The following is a 17,689-nucleotide window of genomic DNA, read 5'->3' as shown; positions in this document are numbered from 1 at the left end:
CATTTGGCTCGCCGCCGGGATCAAAAACAATCGGTGATCCGGCGACGGCCGAAGCGACAATTGACCTGAACGGAAGTCCAGCCTGGGCGATCGCCGCGCTGGAAATCAAAACCCACCACACCGGCGACAATTGCCGCCGGCAAAGGGCCGTGGATCGTGATCGTCTATATCAGGAGGGCATCAATGCGTGGTCGGTTGTGCTCTCAGTTTTTCAATCTCGTCCTTGAGTGCCAGCTTGCGTCGCTTCAGATTCACGATTTCGAGGTCGTCCACCGACGGATGGTTCATCGCGTCATCGATCTCGCGCTCGATGTCGCCGTGTTTCCGCTGCAACTCATCAAGATGGGAAGCAAGAGACATGATTGGTTCTCCCTTTCATGGTTTTCCTCGATTGCAACCGTCACGGCGCGTCCACCGCAGGTTCGCTTCTGTGACGGCACAATGACACTGTGCCACCATCCGGCGGCGATGTCGAATGCTGCGTGGTAGCATTCCACGACAATGTGAAATGTGATATGGGCTGCGCGCCAGCGGCAGAAGTTGCCGGTCCCGCCCAATCAGGCCCAGTTTTTGGGCGCCGCAGACGTGCAGACGGTAGAGAATGTCCGATCAGGAACAGGCCGATATTCGCCTCGAATTTTCCCGGCTGAAGCAGGAACACGCCGATTTCGATGCGGCGATCAACGCAATGATCGCCACGAACTGCGACCCGCTGCAGATCCAGCGCATGAAAAAGAAGAAGCTGTTCCTCAAGGACCGGCTGATGGCGCTGGAAGACAAGATCATCCCCGACATCATTGCGTGAGACGGCGAGCCGGGGTCGATCCTGATCGCTTGCGCCTATCCGGCGATCGAAAGCCTGGCGGCGCGGTCGCGCAGCAGACCGATGAGACTGCCGGTCCGTTCCTCGGACGTGTCGATGGGAACCACCAGGCACATCGTCGCCTCGACCTTGCCAGGTCCTGAAAAGACGGGCGCGGCGAGGCATTTCGTATAGGCATCGACAAGGCCCGAGGTGACGCAATAGCCTGTGGCTTCGGCCTTCGCTATGTCGGCGATGAAGTCATTGAGAAGCAATCTGCGGCCATCCGGCAGGACGAGATCATCTTCGGACACCATGTCTTCGATCTGGGCCTGTTGGAAGCCCGCCAGCAGCAGCCGTCCCGAAGCGGTCCAGGGCAGCGGTATCTGCAGGCCGGTGGCGGAGCTGATGCGGAACGGCCTGGTGCCCGGGCTTGAATGGACGATCGTATAGCGGCCGCTCTGCAGCATACACAGTTCCGAGGTCTCGCCCGTTTCGCGCGACAGATTGTCGACCTCCTGGCGCCCGCGCCTCAAGAGGTCGTTGCCCCGCACATAATCCATTCCGTAGAGATAGAGCTTCTTGCCGAAATAGACGCGATTGCCGTCGCCGGCCATTTCCAGCAGGCCGGCATCCACCAGCGACCGCACAAGCGTGTAGGTCGTCGAGCGGGGTGCGTTCACCCCCTTGGCAAGATCGCCAATGCCGATCGCGCGCTGCGTCGTGTGCAGAAACTCCAGGATCTCGAGCACCCGGTTGAGGCCTTTTTCGCGGGACCCCGAAATCTTCTCGTCGGCTGAAACTGCTGGGGCATTGCCGTCTTGCATTGTCGATTCCTGATGCTAGTATCTGTCTTGTACAGGATACATACGTCTCTTGTAAGAGACAATCGCTCTGAAAATCGACGATGCGTGAATTTCCTGTGCATAGGGGAACACAACACGAAAGGAGGTCGCCGTGAACGACACATCCGGAAGACGTGATTTTCTGAAATTTGGAATGGCGGGACTGGCCACGGCTGGCGTGCTTGCAACCGTCGATGCCCAGAAGGCTGCCGCTCAGGCAGCATCCGACAGCCTGCTGCGCACCGTGCTCGACCGCGGCAAGCTGATTGTCGGCACTGGCAGCACCAATGCGCCCTGGCACTTCGAAAACGATGCCGGCGAACTGGTCGGCATGGACATCACCATGGGACGTATCCTTGCCAAGGGCCTTTTCGACGATCCGACCAAGGTCGAGTTCGTCATGCAGGATCCGGCGCAGCGCATTCCGAACGTCACCACCAACAAGGTCGACATCACCATCCAGTTCATGACGATGAGCGCCCAGCGCTCGCAGCTCATCAACTTTTCCCGACCTTACTACGTCGAAGGCGTCGCGCTGCTGACCCTTCCGACCGCCGAGAACAAGACTTTCGACAAATTGCTTGCCGCCGGTTCGGCGACACGCGTCTCCATCCTGCAGAACGTTGATGCCGAAGCATCGGTGCACATAGCTCTGCCGCAGTCGCAGGTGATGCAGATCGATACCCAGGCCAACGTGTTGCAGGCACTGGAAGCCAAGCGTGTCGACGCTGCCGCGGTGGATTTGTCGACGGTGCGTTGGCTTGCCTCGCGCAATCCGGACAAATACTTCGACGCCGGCAAGAGCTGGTTCTCGATGCTGTACGGTGCGGCACTCCGGCAAGGCGATCTCGACTGGCTGACCTTCGTCAATCAGACCTTCACCATCGCCATGTTCGGTCACGAAACGGCGCTCTATGACGCGGCGTTCAAGGATTACTTCGGACAGGAGCCGCCGGCTCGTCATCCCGGTTTTCCGGTTATCTGATCCAGTTGGCGGAAGGGCGGCATTCAGCGCCCTTCCGCCAGCTTCTCCTCGACGCCCTTCGCACTGAGGCTGACGCATGGGCTATGCCCTGAATTTCAACCTGATCTGGCGGCATTTCGACAAGCTGTGGGGCGGCCTGCTGCTCAGCCTGGAACTCGCTGTGATCTCGATTGCCATCGGCATCGTCATCGGCCTGGTTCTGGCGGTCTGGTACGTCTCGGCCGGGCGCGTGGTGCGCACCATCATCGCCGCCTATGTCGAATTCATCCGCAACGTGCCGCTGATCCTGCTCGTCTATCTGGTGTTCTACGGCCTGCCGACGGTGGTCGATCTTGCCTACAGCGCCCCGACCTCGTTCATCTTGACGCTGTCGGTCTATAGCGGCGCCTATCTGGTCGAGGTGTTCCGCTCCGGGCTCGAAGCCGTCCCACGTGGGCAGCTTGACGCCGGCAAGGCGATTGGCCTGACGCCATGGCAGCGACTGGTCCATGTGCGCCTGCCGACCATGCTGCGCATCACATTGCCGGCGCTGTCCAACACCTTCATCTCGCTGTTCAAGGACACTTCGATAGCCTCGGTCATTTCGGTGCCGGAGCTGACCTACGGCGCCCAGTGGATCAATTTCAACACCTTCCGCATCGTCGAGGTCTACCTGGTCACGACGGCGATGTATCTCTTGACCGGCTATGCGCTGCTTTTCGGGTTGCGGTTGGTCGAGCGCCGATTCAGGGCGGCGCGCTGACATGCTCACCCAGATCGCCTATGCCTTACCGTTTCTCGCCCAGGGCTTTGCCTTGACCTTGTGGGTGTCGCTTCTGGTCGTGGTCCTGTCGCTCATCGCCGGCGTCCTGCTCGGCGTCGGCCTGGTTTATGGTCCCGCGCCGCTGCGCTGGGCGGTACGCATCTTCAGCGACACGATCCGCGGCATTCCGATCCTGGTGCTGATGTTCTTCGTCTATTACGGCTTGCCCGCGATCGGGCTTCATCTGCCGTCGTTCTGGGCCGCCGTGCTTGCTCTCACCTTGTTCAAGACGGCGCAGGTCATCGAGTATCTCAGGGGTGCAGTCGGCTCGATCCCGAAAGGGCAGTCGGAAGCCGCGATGGCGATCGGGCTGACCTTTCGCCAGCGCTTGGCCTACGTCATCTTCCCGCAGGCGTTCAGGCGCTTCCTGCCACCCTGGATCAACGGCGTCACGGATGCGGTCAAGGGCAGCGCACTGGTGTCGCTGCTCGGCATCACCGATCTGATGCAGGCCATCAACCAGGTCATCGGCCGTACCTACGAGGCCATGCCGCTCTATATCCTCGGTGCGCTCATCTACTTCGCGGTCAACTACGCCCTTTCGCTCGCCAGCCGGCGGCTCGAGCGGCGTTTCTCCTTCATCCGGGAATAGCAATGTCCACAAGTTCGAACGACACGCCGGCCCTTCTCGACGTCCGCGACGTTTCCAAATCCTTTGGCGCCGTCCAGGTCCTGCGTTCGGTCAGCCTGGAGGTGGCGCGCGGCGAGGTGGTGACGGTCATCGGCCCCTCGGGCAGCGGCAAGACGACGCTACTGCGTTGCGTCAACTTCCTGGAAAGCTACGACAGCGGCTCGATCCGCATCGACGGCAAGGAGGTGGGCTTTCGCGACCCGGGAACCCGTCAGCGCCGCAGCGAACGCGATCTCGCCGCGATGCGTGCCGAAACCGGGATGGTGTTCCAGAGCTTCAACCTGTTTCCGCACCTGACGGCGGCCGGCAACATCATGCTCGGGCTGCGCAAGGTGCGTGGAAAAAGCGAAGCCGAGGCGCGCTCGATCGCCGAGCACTGGCTCGGCCGCGTCGGCCTCGCCCACAAGGCCGACAGCCTCCCCGCCGAACTGTCAGGCGGCCAGCAGCAGCGCGTCGGTATTGCGCGGGCCGTGGCTATGGAGCCGAAGATCCTGTTGCTTGACGAGATAACCTCGGCGCTCGATCCCGAACTCGTCGGCGAAGTGCTGGCCGTCGTGCGCAGCCTCGCCGAGGACGGCATGACCATGCTGATGGTGACACATGAGATGGCCTTCGCCCGCGATGCTTCGAGCCGCATCGTCTTCATGGCCGATGGTGGCGTCAGCGCCGTCGGCCCACCGAAGGAGATTCTCGCGGCAGAGACCACCAACGAGCGCCTCCGCACTTTCCTGGCGCGCTTCCGCGCCTCGCATTTCTGACACTGGACAGCGAAAGCTGTTCGCAAGGAGCATTTGATGACGCCCTACATCCGGCTCGCCGAACTCGGCTTGACGCTGCCCGAGCCGCCGACCCCGATCGCCAACTTCGTCACCCATGCCGAAAGCGGGCGATTGATTTTCCTGTCCGGTCAGGGACCGCTGCGGGCCGACGGCACACTGTTCACCGGCAAGGTGGGAGACGATGTCACCGTCGAGGAGGCCTATCAACATGCCCGCCTCACTGGCCTCAATTTACTCGCCGTCATGCACGCAGCCGCCGGCGACCTCGGTCGCATCGTGCGCATCGTCAAGCTGCTCGGCTTCGTCAACGCGATACCGACCTTCAGCGATCACCCAAAGGTGGTCAACGGCTGTTCCGACCTGTTCGCCGATGTCTTCGACAATATTGGCGGTCATGCCCGCTCGGCGATCGGGGTCGGTTCCTTGCCCGGAAATATCACCGTTGAAATCGAGGCGGTTGTCGAGATCGCCGCCTGACCTTTAGAAATGGAATCCGAGAGATGAACACCTATTCCGCCGACGGCTCCAACACCACCATCCGCGAACGGCTCGGCCTTCGCCCGATCATCAATGTTTCCGGCACGATGACTGCGCTTGGCGCATCGATCATCGTCCCGGAAGCGATCAGCGCCATGGCTGAAATGGCCTCGCAATGGGTGGAGATGGACGATCTGCAGCGCGCCGCAAGCACGATCGTTGCCCGCCTCACGGGCGGCGAGGCCGGTTTCATCACCGCTTGCTGCGCCAGCGGCATCACCATGGCGATCGCCGGCGCGATGACCGGAACCAACCTGCTCGCCATCGAGCGCCTGCCGGACGACACAGAGGATCTCAAGTCGGAAGTCATCGTCCAGCTCGGGCACATCGTCAATTACGGCGCGCCGATCGACCAGTCGATCCGGCTGGCCGGAGCAAGAACCATTCCCGCCGGCACGGTCAGCGTGACCCAGGACTATCATGTGCGCGACGCGATCCGCGATCGCACGGCGGCGGGCCTCTATGTCGTCGCGCACCACACCGTGCAGTACGGCATGCTGTCGCTGGAGGAATTCTGCGAAATCTGTCACGCCAGGGGCGTCCCGGTGATTGTCGACGCGGCGTCCGAATATGATCTGCGCGGCTTCCTGGCGCGCGGCGCCGACATCGTCATCTACAGCGGTCACAAATTCCTCAGCGGGCCGACGAGCGGCATCGTCACCGGGCGCAAGGATCTGGTGCGCGCCGCCTATCTGCAGAACCGCGGCGTCGCACGCGCCATGAAGGTCGGCAAGGAGAGCATCGCTGGCACCATGGCGGCACTGGAAGCCTGGGAAAAGCGCGACCATGCCGGCATCCGCCGGCGCGAAGAAGCAGCCCTCAAGCTGTGGAAGGACACGTTGCAGGAACTGCCTGGCATCGTCGCGCAGATCATCCCTGATCCGACCGCCAATCCGCTCGACCGGCTGCAGATCTTCGTGTCGCCCGAGAGCCGGTTCACCGCCGCCGGCCTCGCCTCGGGCCTGGCCGCAGGCCCGCCGCCCATCATTGTGCGCAACCACGAGGTGGAGCGCGGCCATTTCTTCCTCGACCCGTGCAATCTGCACCCAGGCGAAGCGGAGATCGTCGCCGAACGGCTGCGAGCCGTATTGACCGCGGCCGACCGACCCATCGACGCCATGAAGCCTGCCCGCAAGGATTCCTCCGGCTCATTGCGCTGGCCGGATTGAGCGCCAAACCGACATACATCCAAAAATGCACCGGCTACGACCGGCTGATCACGCGACTGTGAACGGCCGCATTTGCATGCGGCGGGAATAAACCGTCACTGGAACAAGTCTCCTCGACATACGCCATTGCAGGCGTTGAGGAGCCTGACATGCCCCATCATTGCGAGGATGACAGCGACCATGGCACCAGCTGTCGTCTCGCGCCGGAGTGCATGATCGTCGTCAGTCCCTCCCCCAAGGCGCTTGACACCGGTGACACATATGAATTCACCTTCACCAAAGCAGGCGACTTTGCCTATTTCTGCGGGCTCCACCCGCACATGCAGGGCAAGATCACCGTCGCGCCTTGAGGGCGCATGGCAGAACCTGCCCGGAGTGCCGGATCATGCTGCGGTGTTGAGCGAGAAGGCCCTGGCCGAGCGCTTCGGTGAGGTGGTGCTGCCCCATCTCGGCGATGCGCTTGCGCTCGCCCGCTGGTTGACCGGCAATGCCGCCGATGCCGAGGATGTTGTGCAGGAAGCCTGCGTGAAGGCACATGTCGGCATTGCCGGTTATGCCGGCGGCAATGCCCGCGCGTGGCTGCTGACCATCGTGCGCAACACCGCCTACACCTGGATGTCGCGTAACCGGCCGCGCGGCATGCTGGCCGTCGGTGACCTCGGCGATCTCGACGAGATGGCGGCTGCGCACGGTACCAGGCTGCCGGACGAAGACGGTCCGGAGGCGAGCCTGATGGCCAGGGCCGATACGGCGGCACTGGAAGCGGCGATTGCGGCACTGCCGCAGCCGTTTCGCGAGACGCTGGTGCTGCGCGATATCAACGGTCTCAGCTATCGCGAGATAGCGGCGATGCTCGGCGTGCCGATGGGCACCGTGATGTCGCGGCTGGCCCGTGCCCGCGGCCTGCTTGTGTCTGAACTGGGGAGAGCGCCATGACCGACCATGACGACGGACTGCCCAACGATCCCGAAGGTATCAGGCTGATGATCCATGCCCTCGTTGATGGCGAGCTCGACGCGGCCGCGGCGCTGGCGGTGGAGCGGCGCATCGCCGCCGACCCGCAGCTTGCCGCCGAATACGCTCGCATCGTCGCCTTGCAGGCGGTCGTCAGCGGCTTGCCGCGCCCCGATGTCAGCGACGCCTTTCAGGCCCGCATCGCGGCGATCGGCGTTGCAGCCACGGCACAACAGACGCAAGACGAGCCGGCGGAGCCGCAGCAGGGCGCGCCGCCGTCGCAACCGGGGTTGATTGCCTCGATCGGTGGAGGCCAGAGGCGAGACGCAGGAACACGTCCGTCGCAGACGCGGGTCCTGCCTAGGGCACGCCGCTTCGGCTCGTTCGACTGGCGTGCCATGGCAGCGTCGATCATGATCAGCGCCGTGCTGGCAAGCGGCGCGACGCAATGGGTGATGGTCAACAGCGCGTCCGACAGCTTTGCCGCGGCGGTCGCCAGCGGCCATCGCCGCAGCCTGCTTGCGGCGAGCCCGATCGACATCGTCTCGTCCGACCGCCACACGGTGAAGCCGTGGCTAGATGCTCGGATCGGCGTGTCGCCGCCGGCGCCGGACCTCGCCCAGGATGGCTACGCATTGATCGGCGGTCGGGTCGAGGTGATCGCCGGCCGGCCGGTACCGGCGCTGGTCTACCGCCACCGCGAGCATCTGATCACACTGGTCGCCGAACCGCAGCAAGGCGGCGGCATCACAGCACCTGACGATCTCTCGTCAGGCGGCTTCTCGCTGGTGCACTGGAGCGACGGCGCGTTCTCCTACTGGGCGATCTCCGACATGGAGCGCCCCGAACTCGACGACTTCGTCGCCCGCTTCCGCAAGGCGGCGGTGTGAGGAGGTCCAGCCTCGTCACTGATCCCGCCGCCCTGACAGGTTCTCCGACCCACGGCGCCAGTCAAGAAATCGCCGCTTCCCGGCGCGCGTTTGCGTGGCTCGGCCGGGCCGGGATTGCAGCCTGACTGTTGCTCTAATTCTTCAAAGCAATAACTTTACAAATATCCGCCTTTGTGTGAAGTTATGAGCGTCGAAGGGTCAATCATGACAGCCAATCGTTTCGCCACGCGCCTGAATTCCTTTGCCTCGCAGCCGCAGGCCGAATGGCCGGATCTCACCGGCAAGCCGTCACTAATGCAGATGGCAGCGCGCGCTGCCAGGGTTGCAGGGCTGACCGACCTCGATCTGAATTTTCCCGACCATGTCGGTGAAAAGCCTTCGGCGATCGCGCGCAAGCTTGGTGACATCGGACTTTCTATCAATGGCTTCGCCATGCGTTACTACTCCAACTCGGCCTTCAAGCTCGGCGCCTTCACCAATCCGGATCCGGCGGTACGCCGCGAAGCCATCGACCTGACCAAGGCCGGCATCGGCGCCGTGCGCGAGGCCGGCGCCAGCCTGATGACGCTGTGGCTCGGACAGGATGGCTTCGATTACGCCTTCCAGGCCGACTATGCGACACTCTGGCAACACGAAATTGACGGAATTCGTGAAGTAGCCGCGCATGACCCCGGCTGCCAGATCAGCCTGGAGTACAAGCCAAACGAGCCGCGCTCCTACAGCCTGATGCCGGACGCGGCGACGACCTTGCTGGCAATCCGCGATGTCGGACTGCCCAACCTCGGCGTCACGCTCGATTTCGCCCATGTGCTCTATGCCGATGAGCAGCCGGCCTTCGCCGCCGCCCTGGTGGCGCGTCACAGCAGGCTGCTCGGCGTGCATCTCAATGACGGCTACGCCAAACGCGACGACGGCCTGATGGTCGGCGCCGTGCATACGCTGCAGACCATCGAACTGCTCCGGCAGATCCGCAGGGACGGCTATGCCGGCGCTATCTATTTCGACACCTTCCCCGACATGACGGGTCTCGATCCGGTGCATGAGTGCGAGGTCAATATTGCCACCGTCAAGCGCATGCTGCAGGTCGTCGACCGGATCGACCAGGACAACCGGCTGTCCGCCGCCATCGAGCGCCAGGACGCGGTGGCGTCGCAGGCCATCATCCAGGAAATCATGCTCGGGCCTGACGTATGACGAGGGGGCGTGGATGACCTTGAGCGGGCTGGACCTGAAAGCGGTGGGACCGCGCATCCGCATGATGATGCCGCATCTCACACCGCTGGAGGCGAAGGTGGTGGAAACGGTCTTTGGCCGACGCGGCTTCGACGAGAGCATTCCGCTGAAGCGCATCGCCGAAGAATCCGGCGTGTCGGAGGCGATGGTCGTCAAGATCGCTAAGAAGCTCGGCTTCTCCGGCTATCGCGACTTCCGCACCGCCGTCTATGAATACAGCCGCCTGCCGACCGCAGAGATGCACCAGGAACTGTCGTCGGACGACAGTTCGGCCGAGATCGTGCAGAAGGTGTTCCGCACCTCCATCCAGGCGCTGGAGGAGACGCTGGCCATCCTCGACATCGAGGATTTCGACCGCGCCGCCGATCTGCTCTACCGCGCCGGAAATCGTGACTTCTACGGCGTCGGCGGTTCGGCGCAGATCGCGCGCGACGTCTCGCACAAATTCCTGCGCATCGGCATCCGAGCATCGGTCTACGACGATTCGCATATGATGCTGATGTCGGCCTCGCTGCTCGGCCCAGACGACATCGCCATCGGCTTCTCGCATTCCGGCAACACGTCGGCTGTCATCGACGCCATCCAGCTTGCCCGCAAGAACGGCGCACGCACGCTTGCCATCACCAACTACAACAATTCGCCGTTGGCCACGGTCGCCGACATTGTGCTGTGCTCGACCGCGCAGGGCTCGCCGCTGATGGGGGAGAACGCGGCGGCGCGCATTGCCCAGCTCAACATCCTCGACGCGTTGTTCGTGGCGGTGGCGCAGCGCGACTACCAGGCGGCGGAACGCAATCTCGGCCGCACCATGTCGGCGGTGGCATCGAAAAGAAAAGACCGGGGCTCATGAGGACAACGCCGCTGGTCACCGTGTTCGGCAGCCTGCACTATGACATCATGGTCGACGCCCCCGACCGGCCTCGCAAGGGCGAGACGGTGACCGGCCATGCCTGGCACCCGAAATGCGGTGGCAAGGGCGGCAACCAGGCGGTTTCAGTGGCAAGGGCCGGTATGCGCGTGGCGATGATCGGCGCCGTCGGTGACGATGATTTCGGCACGGCGCTGCTGGCCAATCTCGATCGTACCGGCGTCGACGGTCGCTTCGTTCGGGTGGCGCCGGGCGCCGGCTCCGGCATGAGCGTGGCGATCTTCGACGAAAGCGGCGACTACGGCGCGGTGATCGTTTCGGGCAGTAATCTGACGCTCGGCGACAGGGACATCGCGGCTGCGTCCGAGGTAGTGGCACAAACGTCCGTGCTGCTTTTGCAGAACGAGATACCGGAAGCCGCCAACATTGCCGCCGCGCGCGAGGTGAAGAGACATGGCGGCCGCGTCCTGCTCAACGCCGCCCCTGCGCGCAAACTCTCAGGCGATTTGATCGCGCTCGTGGACATCCTGGTGGTCAACGCCATCGAAGCGGAATTCCTTGCCGGCCTAAAGGTGGTTGAAATACTGGAAGGAGCCGCGCAAGCGGCGCGGCTTCTGGTCGATCTCTGCCCAACCGTAATCGTCACGGCAGGCGGCGAGGGCGTCGCTTGTTGCGACCGGACCGGAGCCGCCTTCGCGTTGCCGGCCATCCCGGTCAAGGTCGTCAGTACGCATGGCGCGGGCGATGAATTCGTTGGTGCGCTGGCCGCCGCACTTGCCCGTGGAGAGGCCATGCGGGCCGCCGTCACCGCGGCCAACGCCGCTTCGGCCTTGCTGGTTTCGACACCCGAGGCCGAGCGCGGCAGCATCTGACGTCTGGACTCCGGAGGACCCACTTTCCGTCTTGCCAAACGGCAGCGGCGGCCGCCTATCCTTGCGGCTTCGCCCGAATTCCGCTAAGGCGCGCCTTTGTCGCCGGGGAGCAAGGACTTGGACGATCAACGCGCCGATGTCGCCATCATCATGGGCAGCCAGTCCGACTGGGCAACCATGCGCCATGCGGCTGAGACGCTGGAGGCACTCGGCATCCCGCACAAGCGGCTGATCGTCTCCGCGCATCGCACACCCGACCGTCTCTATGAATTCGCCAAGGGCGCCAAGGCTGCCGGTTACAAGGTGATCATCGCCGGTGCCGGCGGCGCGGCGCATCTGCCCGGCATGACCGCTGCGATGACGCCGCTGCCGGTGTTCGGCGTGCCGGTGGAATCGAAGGCGCTCTCGGGGCAGGATTCGCTGCTCTCCATCGTCCAGATGCCGGCCGGCATTCCCGTCGGAACGCTGGCCATCGGCAAGGCCGGTGCGACCAACGCTGCACTTCTGGCTGCCGCCGTGCTCGCGCTTTACGACGACAAGCTCGCCACACGGCTGGATGCCTGGCGCGCCTCGCAGACCGCCAAGGTCGCGGTCGAACCGACGGATGCAGCGTGAGCCTGCCCGCCGGATCGACCATCGGCATCATTGGCGGCGGCCAGCTCGGCCGCATGCTGGCGATGGCGGCTGCTCGCCTTGGCTACCGCACGGTGGTGCTGGAGCCGCAAGCGGATTGCCCGGCAGCACAGGTCGCCAACCGGCAGATAACGGCTGCCTATGACGACCCGGCCGCACTTGCCGAGCTGGCGGCGGCGAGTTCCGTCATCACCTACGAGTTCGAGAACGTGCCGGTTGCGGCTGCGAGCGCACTGGCCGCCAAGGTTCCGGTCTATCCGCCGGCTCGCGCGCTTGAAGTCGCGCAGGACCGGGTGAGCGAGAAGACATTCCTCAATGGCATCGGCATTGCCACCGCGGATTTCCGCCCCGTCGACAATGACGACGAGCTGACGGCGGCGCTGAAAGCATTCGGCGGCAGTGGCATATTGAAGACACGCCGCATGGGCTACGACGGCAAGGGCCAGCGCGTCTTCCGCAACATGGAGGCTGGCGGTTTCGCCGGTACTTGCGAGGCGATGGGCAATGTACCGCTGATCCTGGAGAGCTTCGTGCCGTTCGAGCGCGAGATTTCGGTGATCGCGGCGCGAGGGCTGGACCGCGCCGTCGCCGCCTACGATCCGGCCGAAAATGTCCACCGCAAAGGCATACTCCACACATCGACCTTGCCGGCCGCCATTAGGCCCGAGACAGCCGTCGCGGCACAGGCGGCAGCATCGAAGATATTGTCGGCGCTCGACTATGTCGGCGTCATCGGCGTCGAGTTCTTCGTGCTGGCCGACGGTTCGCTGCTGGCCAACGAGATCGCTCCGCGGGTGCACAATTCCGGCCATTGGACGGAAGCCGCCTGCATCGTCTCGCAGTTTGAGCAGCACATCCGCGCCGTCGCCGGCTTACCGCTGGGAGACCCGAAACGCCATTTTGACTGCGTGATGGAAAACCTGATCGGTGACGATGTGCTGCGCGTCGCCGAATTGCTCGCCGAGCCCGATCTGATGCTGCATCTTTATGGCAAGGCCGAGGCCCGGCCCAGCCGCAAGATGGGCCATTTCACCCGGGTCAGCCTTCGCGCCTGACTTCACAAACGCGCGTTATTGTACGTCACCGCTCTGGTCCTCGTCAGGACTGGCGCAACTCGCGTCACCCTCCTCGCAATTGGCCGCGGCAGCGAGCTGCTTGGTGCGGTCATTGGTCAGCCTGGTCAGGCATTGCGATACTTCCATCGAATGGATCGAGCCGCCCGCGCTGGCCGCGGTAGAGTGAGCACATTCGGCGTCGCGGAAGGCGACCCAGGCGCGTTGCGCCGCCTGCAGCAACTTCTTGCTGTCGGCATCGTCCGAGCTGATGAGGTCCTGGTAGGCCTTGTTCAATCTGGCGTCGGCGGCCTGATAGTCCTCCCCGGCACAGATGTTCATCATCTGCTGGCTGTCGTCGCTGCGGTCGCATTCCTGCGCCCGGGCAGCCGAAGCTCCCGCCAGCAAGACAAGGCAGGCGGACAGGAAAATCCGGCGCATATTCATCCCCAAATCACTTCACGGCGGCCGCATCATCCCAGCCGGCCGGAGGCCGCGCAATGCCGCCAGGCCGACATGGCGGATATTTGATGATATGGCGAGGTAGAGCACGCTTGCGGTTGACACGGACAAGGCTCCTCGTTTATGAGCCACCCACAGTTCAAAGGCGCGTCTTCTGGCGCGCTTTATAATTTCGACCCGGACGGGTCCACACCGACAGGCAAGACCATGAAGATCAAGAATTCGCTCAAGGCGCTGAAGGCGCGTCATCGCGACAACCAGCTGGTTCGCCGCAAGGGCCGCGTCTACATCATCAACAAGACCGCCCCGCGCTACAAGGCACGCCAGGGCTGAGCTTTCGGCCGGAGGCTTCGTGCCTCCGCCAATTGATGCTTGTCGCCGGTCCTCCGACCTTCTCACGCTAAAATCACTTTGATGTTCCGCCGCCCGGGATTAGAGTCGGGCGATGCGGATTCTTTTTGCATTTGTGGCGATCTTTCTCGTTTCCGGTGCCGTCGCCTTACCGGCTCGGGCGGATGATCAGGCGGCTGCGCCGGCGGCCCCGGATGCCCCGCCGCCGGTGATGACGAAACAGGCCCATCTCGACCAGCTGTTCAGCGACCTGAAGCGCGAGCGCAACGAAAAGGCTGCCGAGCGCATTGCCGGCAACATCTGGAGCGAGTGGTTCCAATCCGGCAGCGCCTCGATCGACCTGATGATGATGTGGTCGCAAAAGGCCATCGAAGGCCAGAAATTCGATGTCGCGCTCGATTTCCTCGATCAGGTGGTGACCCTGCAGCCGACCTATGCCGAAGGCTGGAACCGGCGCGCCACCGTGCATTTCATGATGAAGAACTATGGTAAGTCGATGTCCGACATCGACCATACGCTGCAGCTCGAGCCGCGCCATTTCGGAGCGCTGTCCGGCCTGGCGCAGATCATGGCCCTGACCGGCCACAAGCAATCGGCGCTCGAGGCCTGGCAAAAGGTGCTGGCCATCTATCCGATGATGCGCAGCGCCCAGGACCAGGTCGCCTCACTGTCGGAAGAGCTTGCCGGCGAAGGCATTTGATGCCTCTGATCTCCGAGCCGGGGTATGCTGAGATTCAGGTCAGGCCCGGCCGTTTGCAGGCCAGCCCCACCTGAACATCAGCATGCCCCAGAACTAATTCCGCTCCAGCCCGTATTTTCCCCGCATGAACCTGATCTACGCTGCCCTCGCCTTCCTGATGGCGCTTGTCTTCGGCCTTGTCGGCGTCACCCGCGTCGGCTCTTGGCTTATCGAGCGGCGCAATCCGCCGATCGGCGACTTCGCCAACATCAATGGCGCCCGCATCCACTATGTGCATATTCCGGCGCCTGCGAATGCCTCGCTGCCGGCTATCGTCTTCATCCACGGCGCCAGCGCCAATCTCAGGGATCAGTTGCTGCCGCTGCGGCCGCTGCTCGAAGGCCGTGCCGAAATGCTGTTCCTCGACCGGCCGGGTTTCGGCTGGTCGGGGCGTGGCCCGGGCAACAACGAAAGCCCATCGGCCCAGGCCAACACCATCGCCGCGCTGATGGACCGTCTCGGCATGAAGAAAGCTGTCGTCGTCGGCCATTCCTTTGGCGCCGCTGCGACCACCGCGTTTGGCCGCGAGCATGCCGACAAGACGCTTGGGCTGGTCTTTCTTGCGCCGGCGACCCATCCTTGGCCTGGCGGTGCCACCTCCTGGTACTATGATCTGACGACCATTCCGGTGATCGGCTGGCTGTTCACCGAGACGCTGAGCTATCCCGCGGGAACGCTGCAGATGGCTGATGCCACGACCTGCGTCTTCTCGCCCAACAAAGTGCCGGACAACTATCTCGTCACGGCCTCGATCCCGCTGGTGCTGCGGCCACCGGCCTTTCGCGCCAACGCCACCGACGTCGCGGGGCTCTATCGCTATGCCCTTGGTGCCGCCCCCCGCTACGCCGAGATCAAGGCGCCGACCGTGGTCATTTCGGGCGACCGCGACAAGGTCGTCTATGCGCAGATTCACTCGGTCGGCCTCGTCCGCGACATTGCCGGCGCCGAGCTGGTCTGGGTGCACAATCTCGGCCATAAGCCGGACTGGATTGCTCCCGACCTGGTCGTCGGCGCCATCGAGAAGGCCGCCGGCAAGAATATCGACCTGCAGGGGATGGCCAGGACTGTGGAAGCGCGTATCGCCGGCGACGCTTACGGCGCCGGCAAATGCGCCGACCTCAAGGTGCCGCAGGCCGAACTCGCGCCGACCTGATCACGCTTGCTGGTCCAGGCGAACCGATCTAACGGGTGCTTTGCACGTCCGACCCGACATAGGCGATGCGCAGCATGTTGGTCGAACCGGGGGTCCTCAGTGGCACGCCGGCGGTGATGATGACACGATCGCCCGGCTTGCCGAAACCTTCGTCGAAGGCGATGCGGCAGGCGCGGTTGACCATGTCGTCGAGGTCGCTGGCATCGGGCGAGACGACGCAATGCGTGCCCCACAGCAGCGACAGCCGCCGCGCCGTGTTGAGGATCGGCGATAGCGCGATGATCGGCACCTGCGGACGCTCGCGGGCGGCGCGCAGGCCGGTGGTGCCGGACGCCGTATAGGTGATGATCGCCGACAGTTTCAGCGTCTCGGCGATCTCGCGGGCGGCCAGCGAAATGGCGTCGGCGCCGGTTGCTTCCGGCTCGGAGCGCTGCGCGTTGATGATCCCGGCATAGGTCGGATCGGTTTCGACCTTGGTGGCGATGCGGTCCATCATCGCCACCGCCTCGACCGGATAGGCACCGGCGGCGGATTCCGCTGACAGCATGATGGCGTCGGCGCCTTCGAAGACGGCGATCGAAACATCGGACACCTCGGCGCGGGTCGGCACAGGGGCGGTGATCATCGATTCCAGCATCTGCGTCGCAACCACCACCGGCTTGCCGGCGCGGCGCGCGGCGCGCGTGATCTGCTTCTGGATGCCAGGCACCGCCTCGAGCGGCATTTCGACACCGAGATCGCCGCGGGCGACCATCAGTGCATCGGACAGTTCGATGATCTCGGCCAGCCGCGCAACGGCCTGCGGCTTTTCGATCTTGGCCATGATCAGTGCCCGGCCGCGCGCGATCTTGCGCGCTTCGGCCAGATCCTCCGGCCGCTGCACGAACGACAGCGCAACCCAGTCGACGCCCGTCGACAGAACGGCATCGAGATCCTTGCGGTCCTTCTCGGTCAGCGCGCCGACCGGCAGATCGGTATCTGGCAGGCTGACGCCTTTCTTGTCGGAAATCGTGGTGCCGGCAATGACCGTGCAGACGATCGACTTGCCGTCGCTTCTCACCGCCTTCAATTCGAGCTTGCCGTCATCGATCAGCAAGCGATGACCAGCTTCTACCGAGCTCAGGATTTCGGGATGCGGCAGGTAGACCCTGGTTGATGTGCCCGGCTCGGGATTGTTGTCGAGCGTGAAGGTCTGGCCGACGGTCAGCACTTCCTTGCCATTGGCGAACTTGCCGACGCGCAGCTTGGGGCCTTGCAGGTCGGCCAGAATACCGATCGGCCGGCCGACCGCTTCCTCGACGGTACGGATGCGTCCGACCAGCGTGCGCATCAGCTCGTGATCGGTATGGCTCATATTGATGCGGAACACATCGGCGCCCGCTTCGAACAATTTCTTCAGCATCTCCTCCGACGAGGAGGCCGGACCGATGGTGGCTAGGATCTTGACCTTGCGGCTACGTCTCATTGACTGTTTGTTCCCGGGGTGGCTGGAGCGCCTCCCGTTGCGGGCTCATCGGTCAGCTGGACCATCCAGCTTGCCTGTTCGCCCGTGTCATATTCCTGGAATCCGGCGCGCTGAAAGCCCCGTGCGACGCAATCGGTTACGCCCGCGATCTTGAACTCTTTTTCAGCCACGCACATGTTGATCGGGCCGTCCCAGCGTCCACCGCGTTCGGCGTCTTCTGCATAAAGATAGTAAAACCTTGATGACAGCGGCCCTTCGATCAGCGTCTTGCAGCTCGATCCCTCGATGTGCCACCAGCCCTCGGTGATCCAGCCGGCCTTGGCGCGATAGCCGATGCCGACGCCGACCAGGTTCTGCGTGGCGTTGCAGACACGGAAATCGGCGCGCGCCGGCGAGGCCATGACCATCGCCGACAGGCCCACGGCAAGGATCAGGAGCGGCGTGGCAAAGGCAGAGCGCCCGCGCTG

23 protein-coding genes are annotated in these 17,689 nt (G+C 63.6%); 18 read left to right on the top strand and 5 right to left on the bottom strand.

All coding sequences use genetic code 11. The features are described from left to right. Nucleotides 1-180 precede the first annotated feature (180 nt). Nucleotides 181-360, bottom strand: coding sequence for a YdcH family protein (locus AC1DYW_RS23035; protein ID WP_027023510.1), 180 nt, complete (start codon nucleotides 358-360; stop codon nucleotides 181-183). A gap of 241 nt (nucleotides 361-601) precedes the next feature. Here AC1DYW_RS23035 and AC1DYW_RS23030 point away from each other — a divergent pair, with 241 nt between their 5' ends. Next, nucleotides 602-805: a YdcH family protein gene (locus AC1DYW_RS23030; RefSeq protein ID WP_095089397.1), complete on the top strand. Its 204-nt coding sequence runs from the start codon at nucleotides 602-604 to the stop codon at nucleotides 803-805. Between the two features lie 35 nt (nucleotides 806-840). On the opposite strand, the gene AC1DYW_RS23025 is transcribed toward AC1DYW_RS23030, so the two are convergent. Further along, nucleotides 841-1,629 carry an IclR family transcriptional regulator gene (locus AC1DYW_RS23025; RefSeq protein ID WP_095089399.1) on the bottom strand — a complete coding sequence of 263 codons (789 nt, stop codon included), beginning with the start codon at nucleotides 1,627-1,629 and terminating at the stop codon, nucleotides 841-843. Nucleotides 1,630-1,759: 130 nt separating this feature from the next. Between AC1DYW_RS23025 and AC1DYW_RS23020 the strand changes: the two genes are divergently transcribed. From AC1DYW_RS23020 to AC1DYW_RS22955, 14 genes are all read left to right on the top strand, one after another. Beyond that, nucleotides 1,760-2,632, top strand: a complete 873-nt coding sequence (locus AC1DYW_RS23020) for a transporter substrate-binding domain-containing protein (protein WP_095089400.1) — start codon at nucleotides 1,760-1,762, stop codon at nucleotides 2,630-2,632. A 76-nt stretch (nucleotides 2,633-2,708) separates the two neighbouring features. Beyond that, nucleotides 2,709-3,374 (top strand): amino acid ABC transporter permease, encoded by a 666-nt coding sequence (locus tag AC1DYW_RS23015; protein WP_477227722.1) that lies wholly within the window; start codon nucleotides 2,709-2,711, stop codon nucleotides 3,372-3,374. Nucleotide 3,375: 1 nt separating this feature from the next. Beyond that, entirely contained in the window at nucleotides 3,376-4,026 is a 651-nt protein-coding gene (locus AC1DYW_RS23010) for an amino acid ABC transporter permease (RefSeq protein WP_111544464.1), read from the top strand. A gap of 2 nt (nucleotides 4,027-4,028) precedes the next feature. Continuing rightward, nucleotides 4,029-4,823 carry an amino acid ABC transporter ATP-binding protein gene (locus AC1DYW_RS23005; protein WP_095089404.1) on the top strand — a complete coding sequence of 265 codons (795 nt, stop codon included), beginning with the start codon at nucleotides 4,029-4,031 and terminating at the stop codon, nucleotides 4,821-4,823. A 36-nt stretch (nucleotides 4,824-4,859) separates the two neighbouring features. Then, nucleotides 4,860-5,321 (top strand): RidA family protein, encoded by a 462-nt coding sequence (locus tag AC1DYW_RS23000; RefSeq protein ID WP_095089405.1) that lies wholly within the window; start codon nucleotides 4,860-4,862, stop codon nucleotides 5,319-5,321. 23 nt (nucleotides 5,322-5,344) lie between these two features. Continuing rightward, a complete protein-coding gene (locus tag AC1DYW_RS22995) occupies nucleotides 5,345-6,550 on the top strand; it encodes an aminotransferase class V-fold PLP-dependent enzyme (protein WP_477227721.1) in 1,206 nt (401 codons plus the stop codon). A gap of 149 nt (nucleotides 6,551-6,699) precedes the next feature. After that, nucleotides 6,700-6,900, top strand: a complete 201-nt coding sequence (locus tag AC1DYW_RS22990) for a plastocyanin/azurin family copper-binding protein (RefSeq protein ID WP_095089408.1) — start codon at nucleotides 6,700-6,702, stop codon at nucleotides 6,898-6,900. Between the two features lie 46 nt (nucleotides 6,901-6,946). Continuing rightward, on the top strand, nucleotides 6,947-7,486 hold the full coding sequence (locus tag AC1DYW_RS22985) for a sigma-70 family RNA polymerase sigma factor (protein ID WP_477227720.1): 540 nt from the start codon (nucleotides 6,947-6,949) through the stop codon (nucleotides 7,484-7,486). Further along, complete coding sequence (locus AC1DYW_RS22980) at nucleotides 7,483-8,394, top strand: anti-sigma factor family protein (RefSeq protein ID WP_477227719.1); 912 nt, start codon at nucleotides 7,483-7,485, stop codon at nucleotides 8,392-8,394. The genes AC1DYW_RS22985 and AC1DYW_RS22980 overlap by 4 nt, the downstream gene beginning before the upstream one ends. 204 nt (nucleotides 8,395-8,598) lie before the next feature. Next, on the top strand, nucleotides 8,599-9,588 hold the full coding sequence (locus AC1DYW_RS22975; protein WP_477227718.1) for a sugar phosphate isomerase/epimerase family protein: 990 nt from the start codon (nucleotides 8,599-8,601) through the stop codon (nucleotides 9,586-9,588). Between the two features lie 13 nt (nucleotides 9,589-9,601). Then, a complete protein-coding gene (locus AC1DYW_RS22970) occupies nucleotides 9,602-10,477 on the top strand; it encodes a MurR/RpiR family transcriptional regulator (RefSeq protein ID WP_477227717.1) in 876 nt (291 codons plus the stop codon). Then, nucleotides 10,474-11,367: a ribokinase gene (locus AC1DYW_RS22965; protein ID WP_477227716.1), complete on the top strand. Its 894-nt coding sequence runs from the start codon at nucleotides 10,474-10,476 to the stop codon at nucleotides 11,365-11,367. The genes AC1DYW_RS22970 and AC1DYW_RS22965 overlap by 4 nt, the downstream gene beginning before the upstream one ends. A 117-nt stretch (nucleotides 11,368-11,484) precedes the next feature. After that, nucleotides 11,485-11,982: a 5-(carboxyamino)imidazole ribonucleotide mutase gene (gene purE / locus AC1DYW_RS22960; RefSeq protein WP_477227715.1), complete on the top strand. Its 498-nt coding sequence runs from the start codon at nucleotides 11,485-11,487 to the stop codon at nucleotides 11,980-11,982. Next, nucleotides 11,979-13,055, top strand: a complete 1,077-nt coding sequence (locus tag AC1DYW_RS22955) for a 5-(carboxyamino)imidazole ribonucleotide synthase (RefSeq protein ID WP_477227714.1) — start codon at nucleotides 11,979-11,981, stop codon at nucleotides 13,053-13,055. The genes purE and AC1DYW_RS22955 overlap by 4 nt, the downstream gene beginning before the upstream one ends. Before the next feature lie 15 nt (nucleotides 13,056-13,070). On the opposite strand, the gene AC1DYW_RS22950 is transcribed toward AC1DYW_RS22955, so the two are convergent. After that, entirely contained in the window at nucleotides 13,071-13,493 is a 423-nt protein-coding gene (locus tag AC1DYW_RS22950; protein ID WP_477227713.1) for a lysozyme inhibitor LprI family protein, read from the bottom strand. A gap of 228 nt (nucleotides 13,494-13,721) precedes the next feature. Here AC1DYW_RS22950 and ykgO point away from each other — a divergent pair, with 228 nt between their 5' ends. From ykgO to AC1DYW_RS22935, 3 genes are all read left to right on the top strand, one after another. After that, nucleotides 13,722-13,847, top strand: a complete 126-nt coding sequence (gene ykgO / locus AC1DYW_RS22945; RefSeq protein ID WP_006327841.1) for a type B 50S ribosomal protein L36 — start codon at nucleotides 13,722-13,724, stop codon at nucleotides 13,845-13,847. A gap of 112 nt (nucleotides 13,848-13,959) precedes the next feature. After that, nucleotides 13,960-14,565, top strand: coding sequence for a tetratricopeptide repeat protein (locus tag AC1DYW_RS22940; RefSeq protein WP_477227712.1), 606 nt, complete (start codon nucleotides 13,960-13,962; stop codon nucleotides 14,563-14,565). A gap of 124 nt (nucleotides 14,566-14,689) precedes the next feature. Beyond that, nucleotides 14,690-15,757 carry an alpha/beta fold hydrolase gene (locus tag AC1DYW_RS22935; protein WP_477227711.1) on the top strand — a complete coding sequence of 356 codons (1,068 nt, stop codon included), beginning with the start codon at nucleotides 14,690-14,692 and terminating at the stop codon, nucleotides 15,755-15,757. A gap of 28 nt (nucleotides 15,758-15,785) precedes the next feature. Here AC1DYW_RS22935 and pyk read toward each other — a convergent pair whose 3' ends face one another. Both pyk and AC1DYW_RS22925 read right to left on the bottom strand, forming a co-directional pair. Continuing rightward, nucleotides 15,786-17,222: a pyruvate kinase gene (gene pyk, locus AC1DYW_RS22930; RefSeq protein WP_095089422.1), complete on the bottom strand. Its 1,437-nt coding sequence runs from the start codon at nucleotides 17,220-17,222 to the stop codon at nucleotides 15,786-15,788. Beyond that, nucleotides 17,219-17,629, bottom strand: coding sequence for a DUF1036 domain-containing protein (locus AC1DYW_RS22925; RefSeq protein ID WP_477227838.1), 411 nt, complete (start codon nucleotides 17,627-17,629; stop codon nucleotides 17,219-17,221). Before AC1DYW_RS22925 ends, pyk begins: the two co-directional genes overlap by 4 nt. Nucleotides 17,630-17,689: the final 60 nt, after the last annotated feature.

Source organism: Mesorhizobium sp. P2_D5 (genome assembly GCF_056404355.1).
Note: the sequence above shows the minus strand (reverse complement) of the source record. Positions and strands in the feature narration are given on the sequence as shown.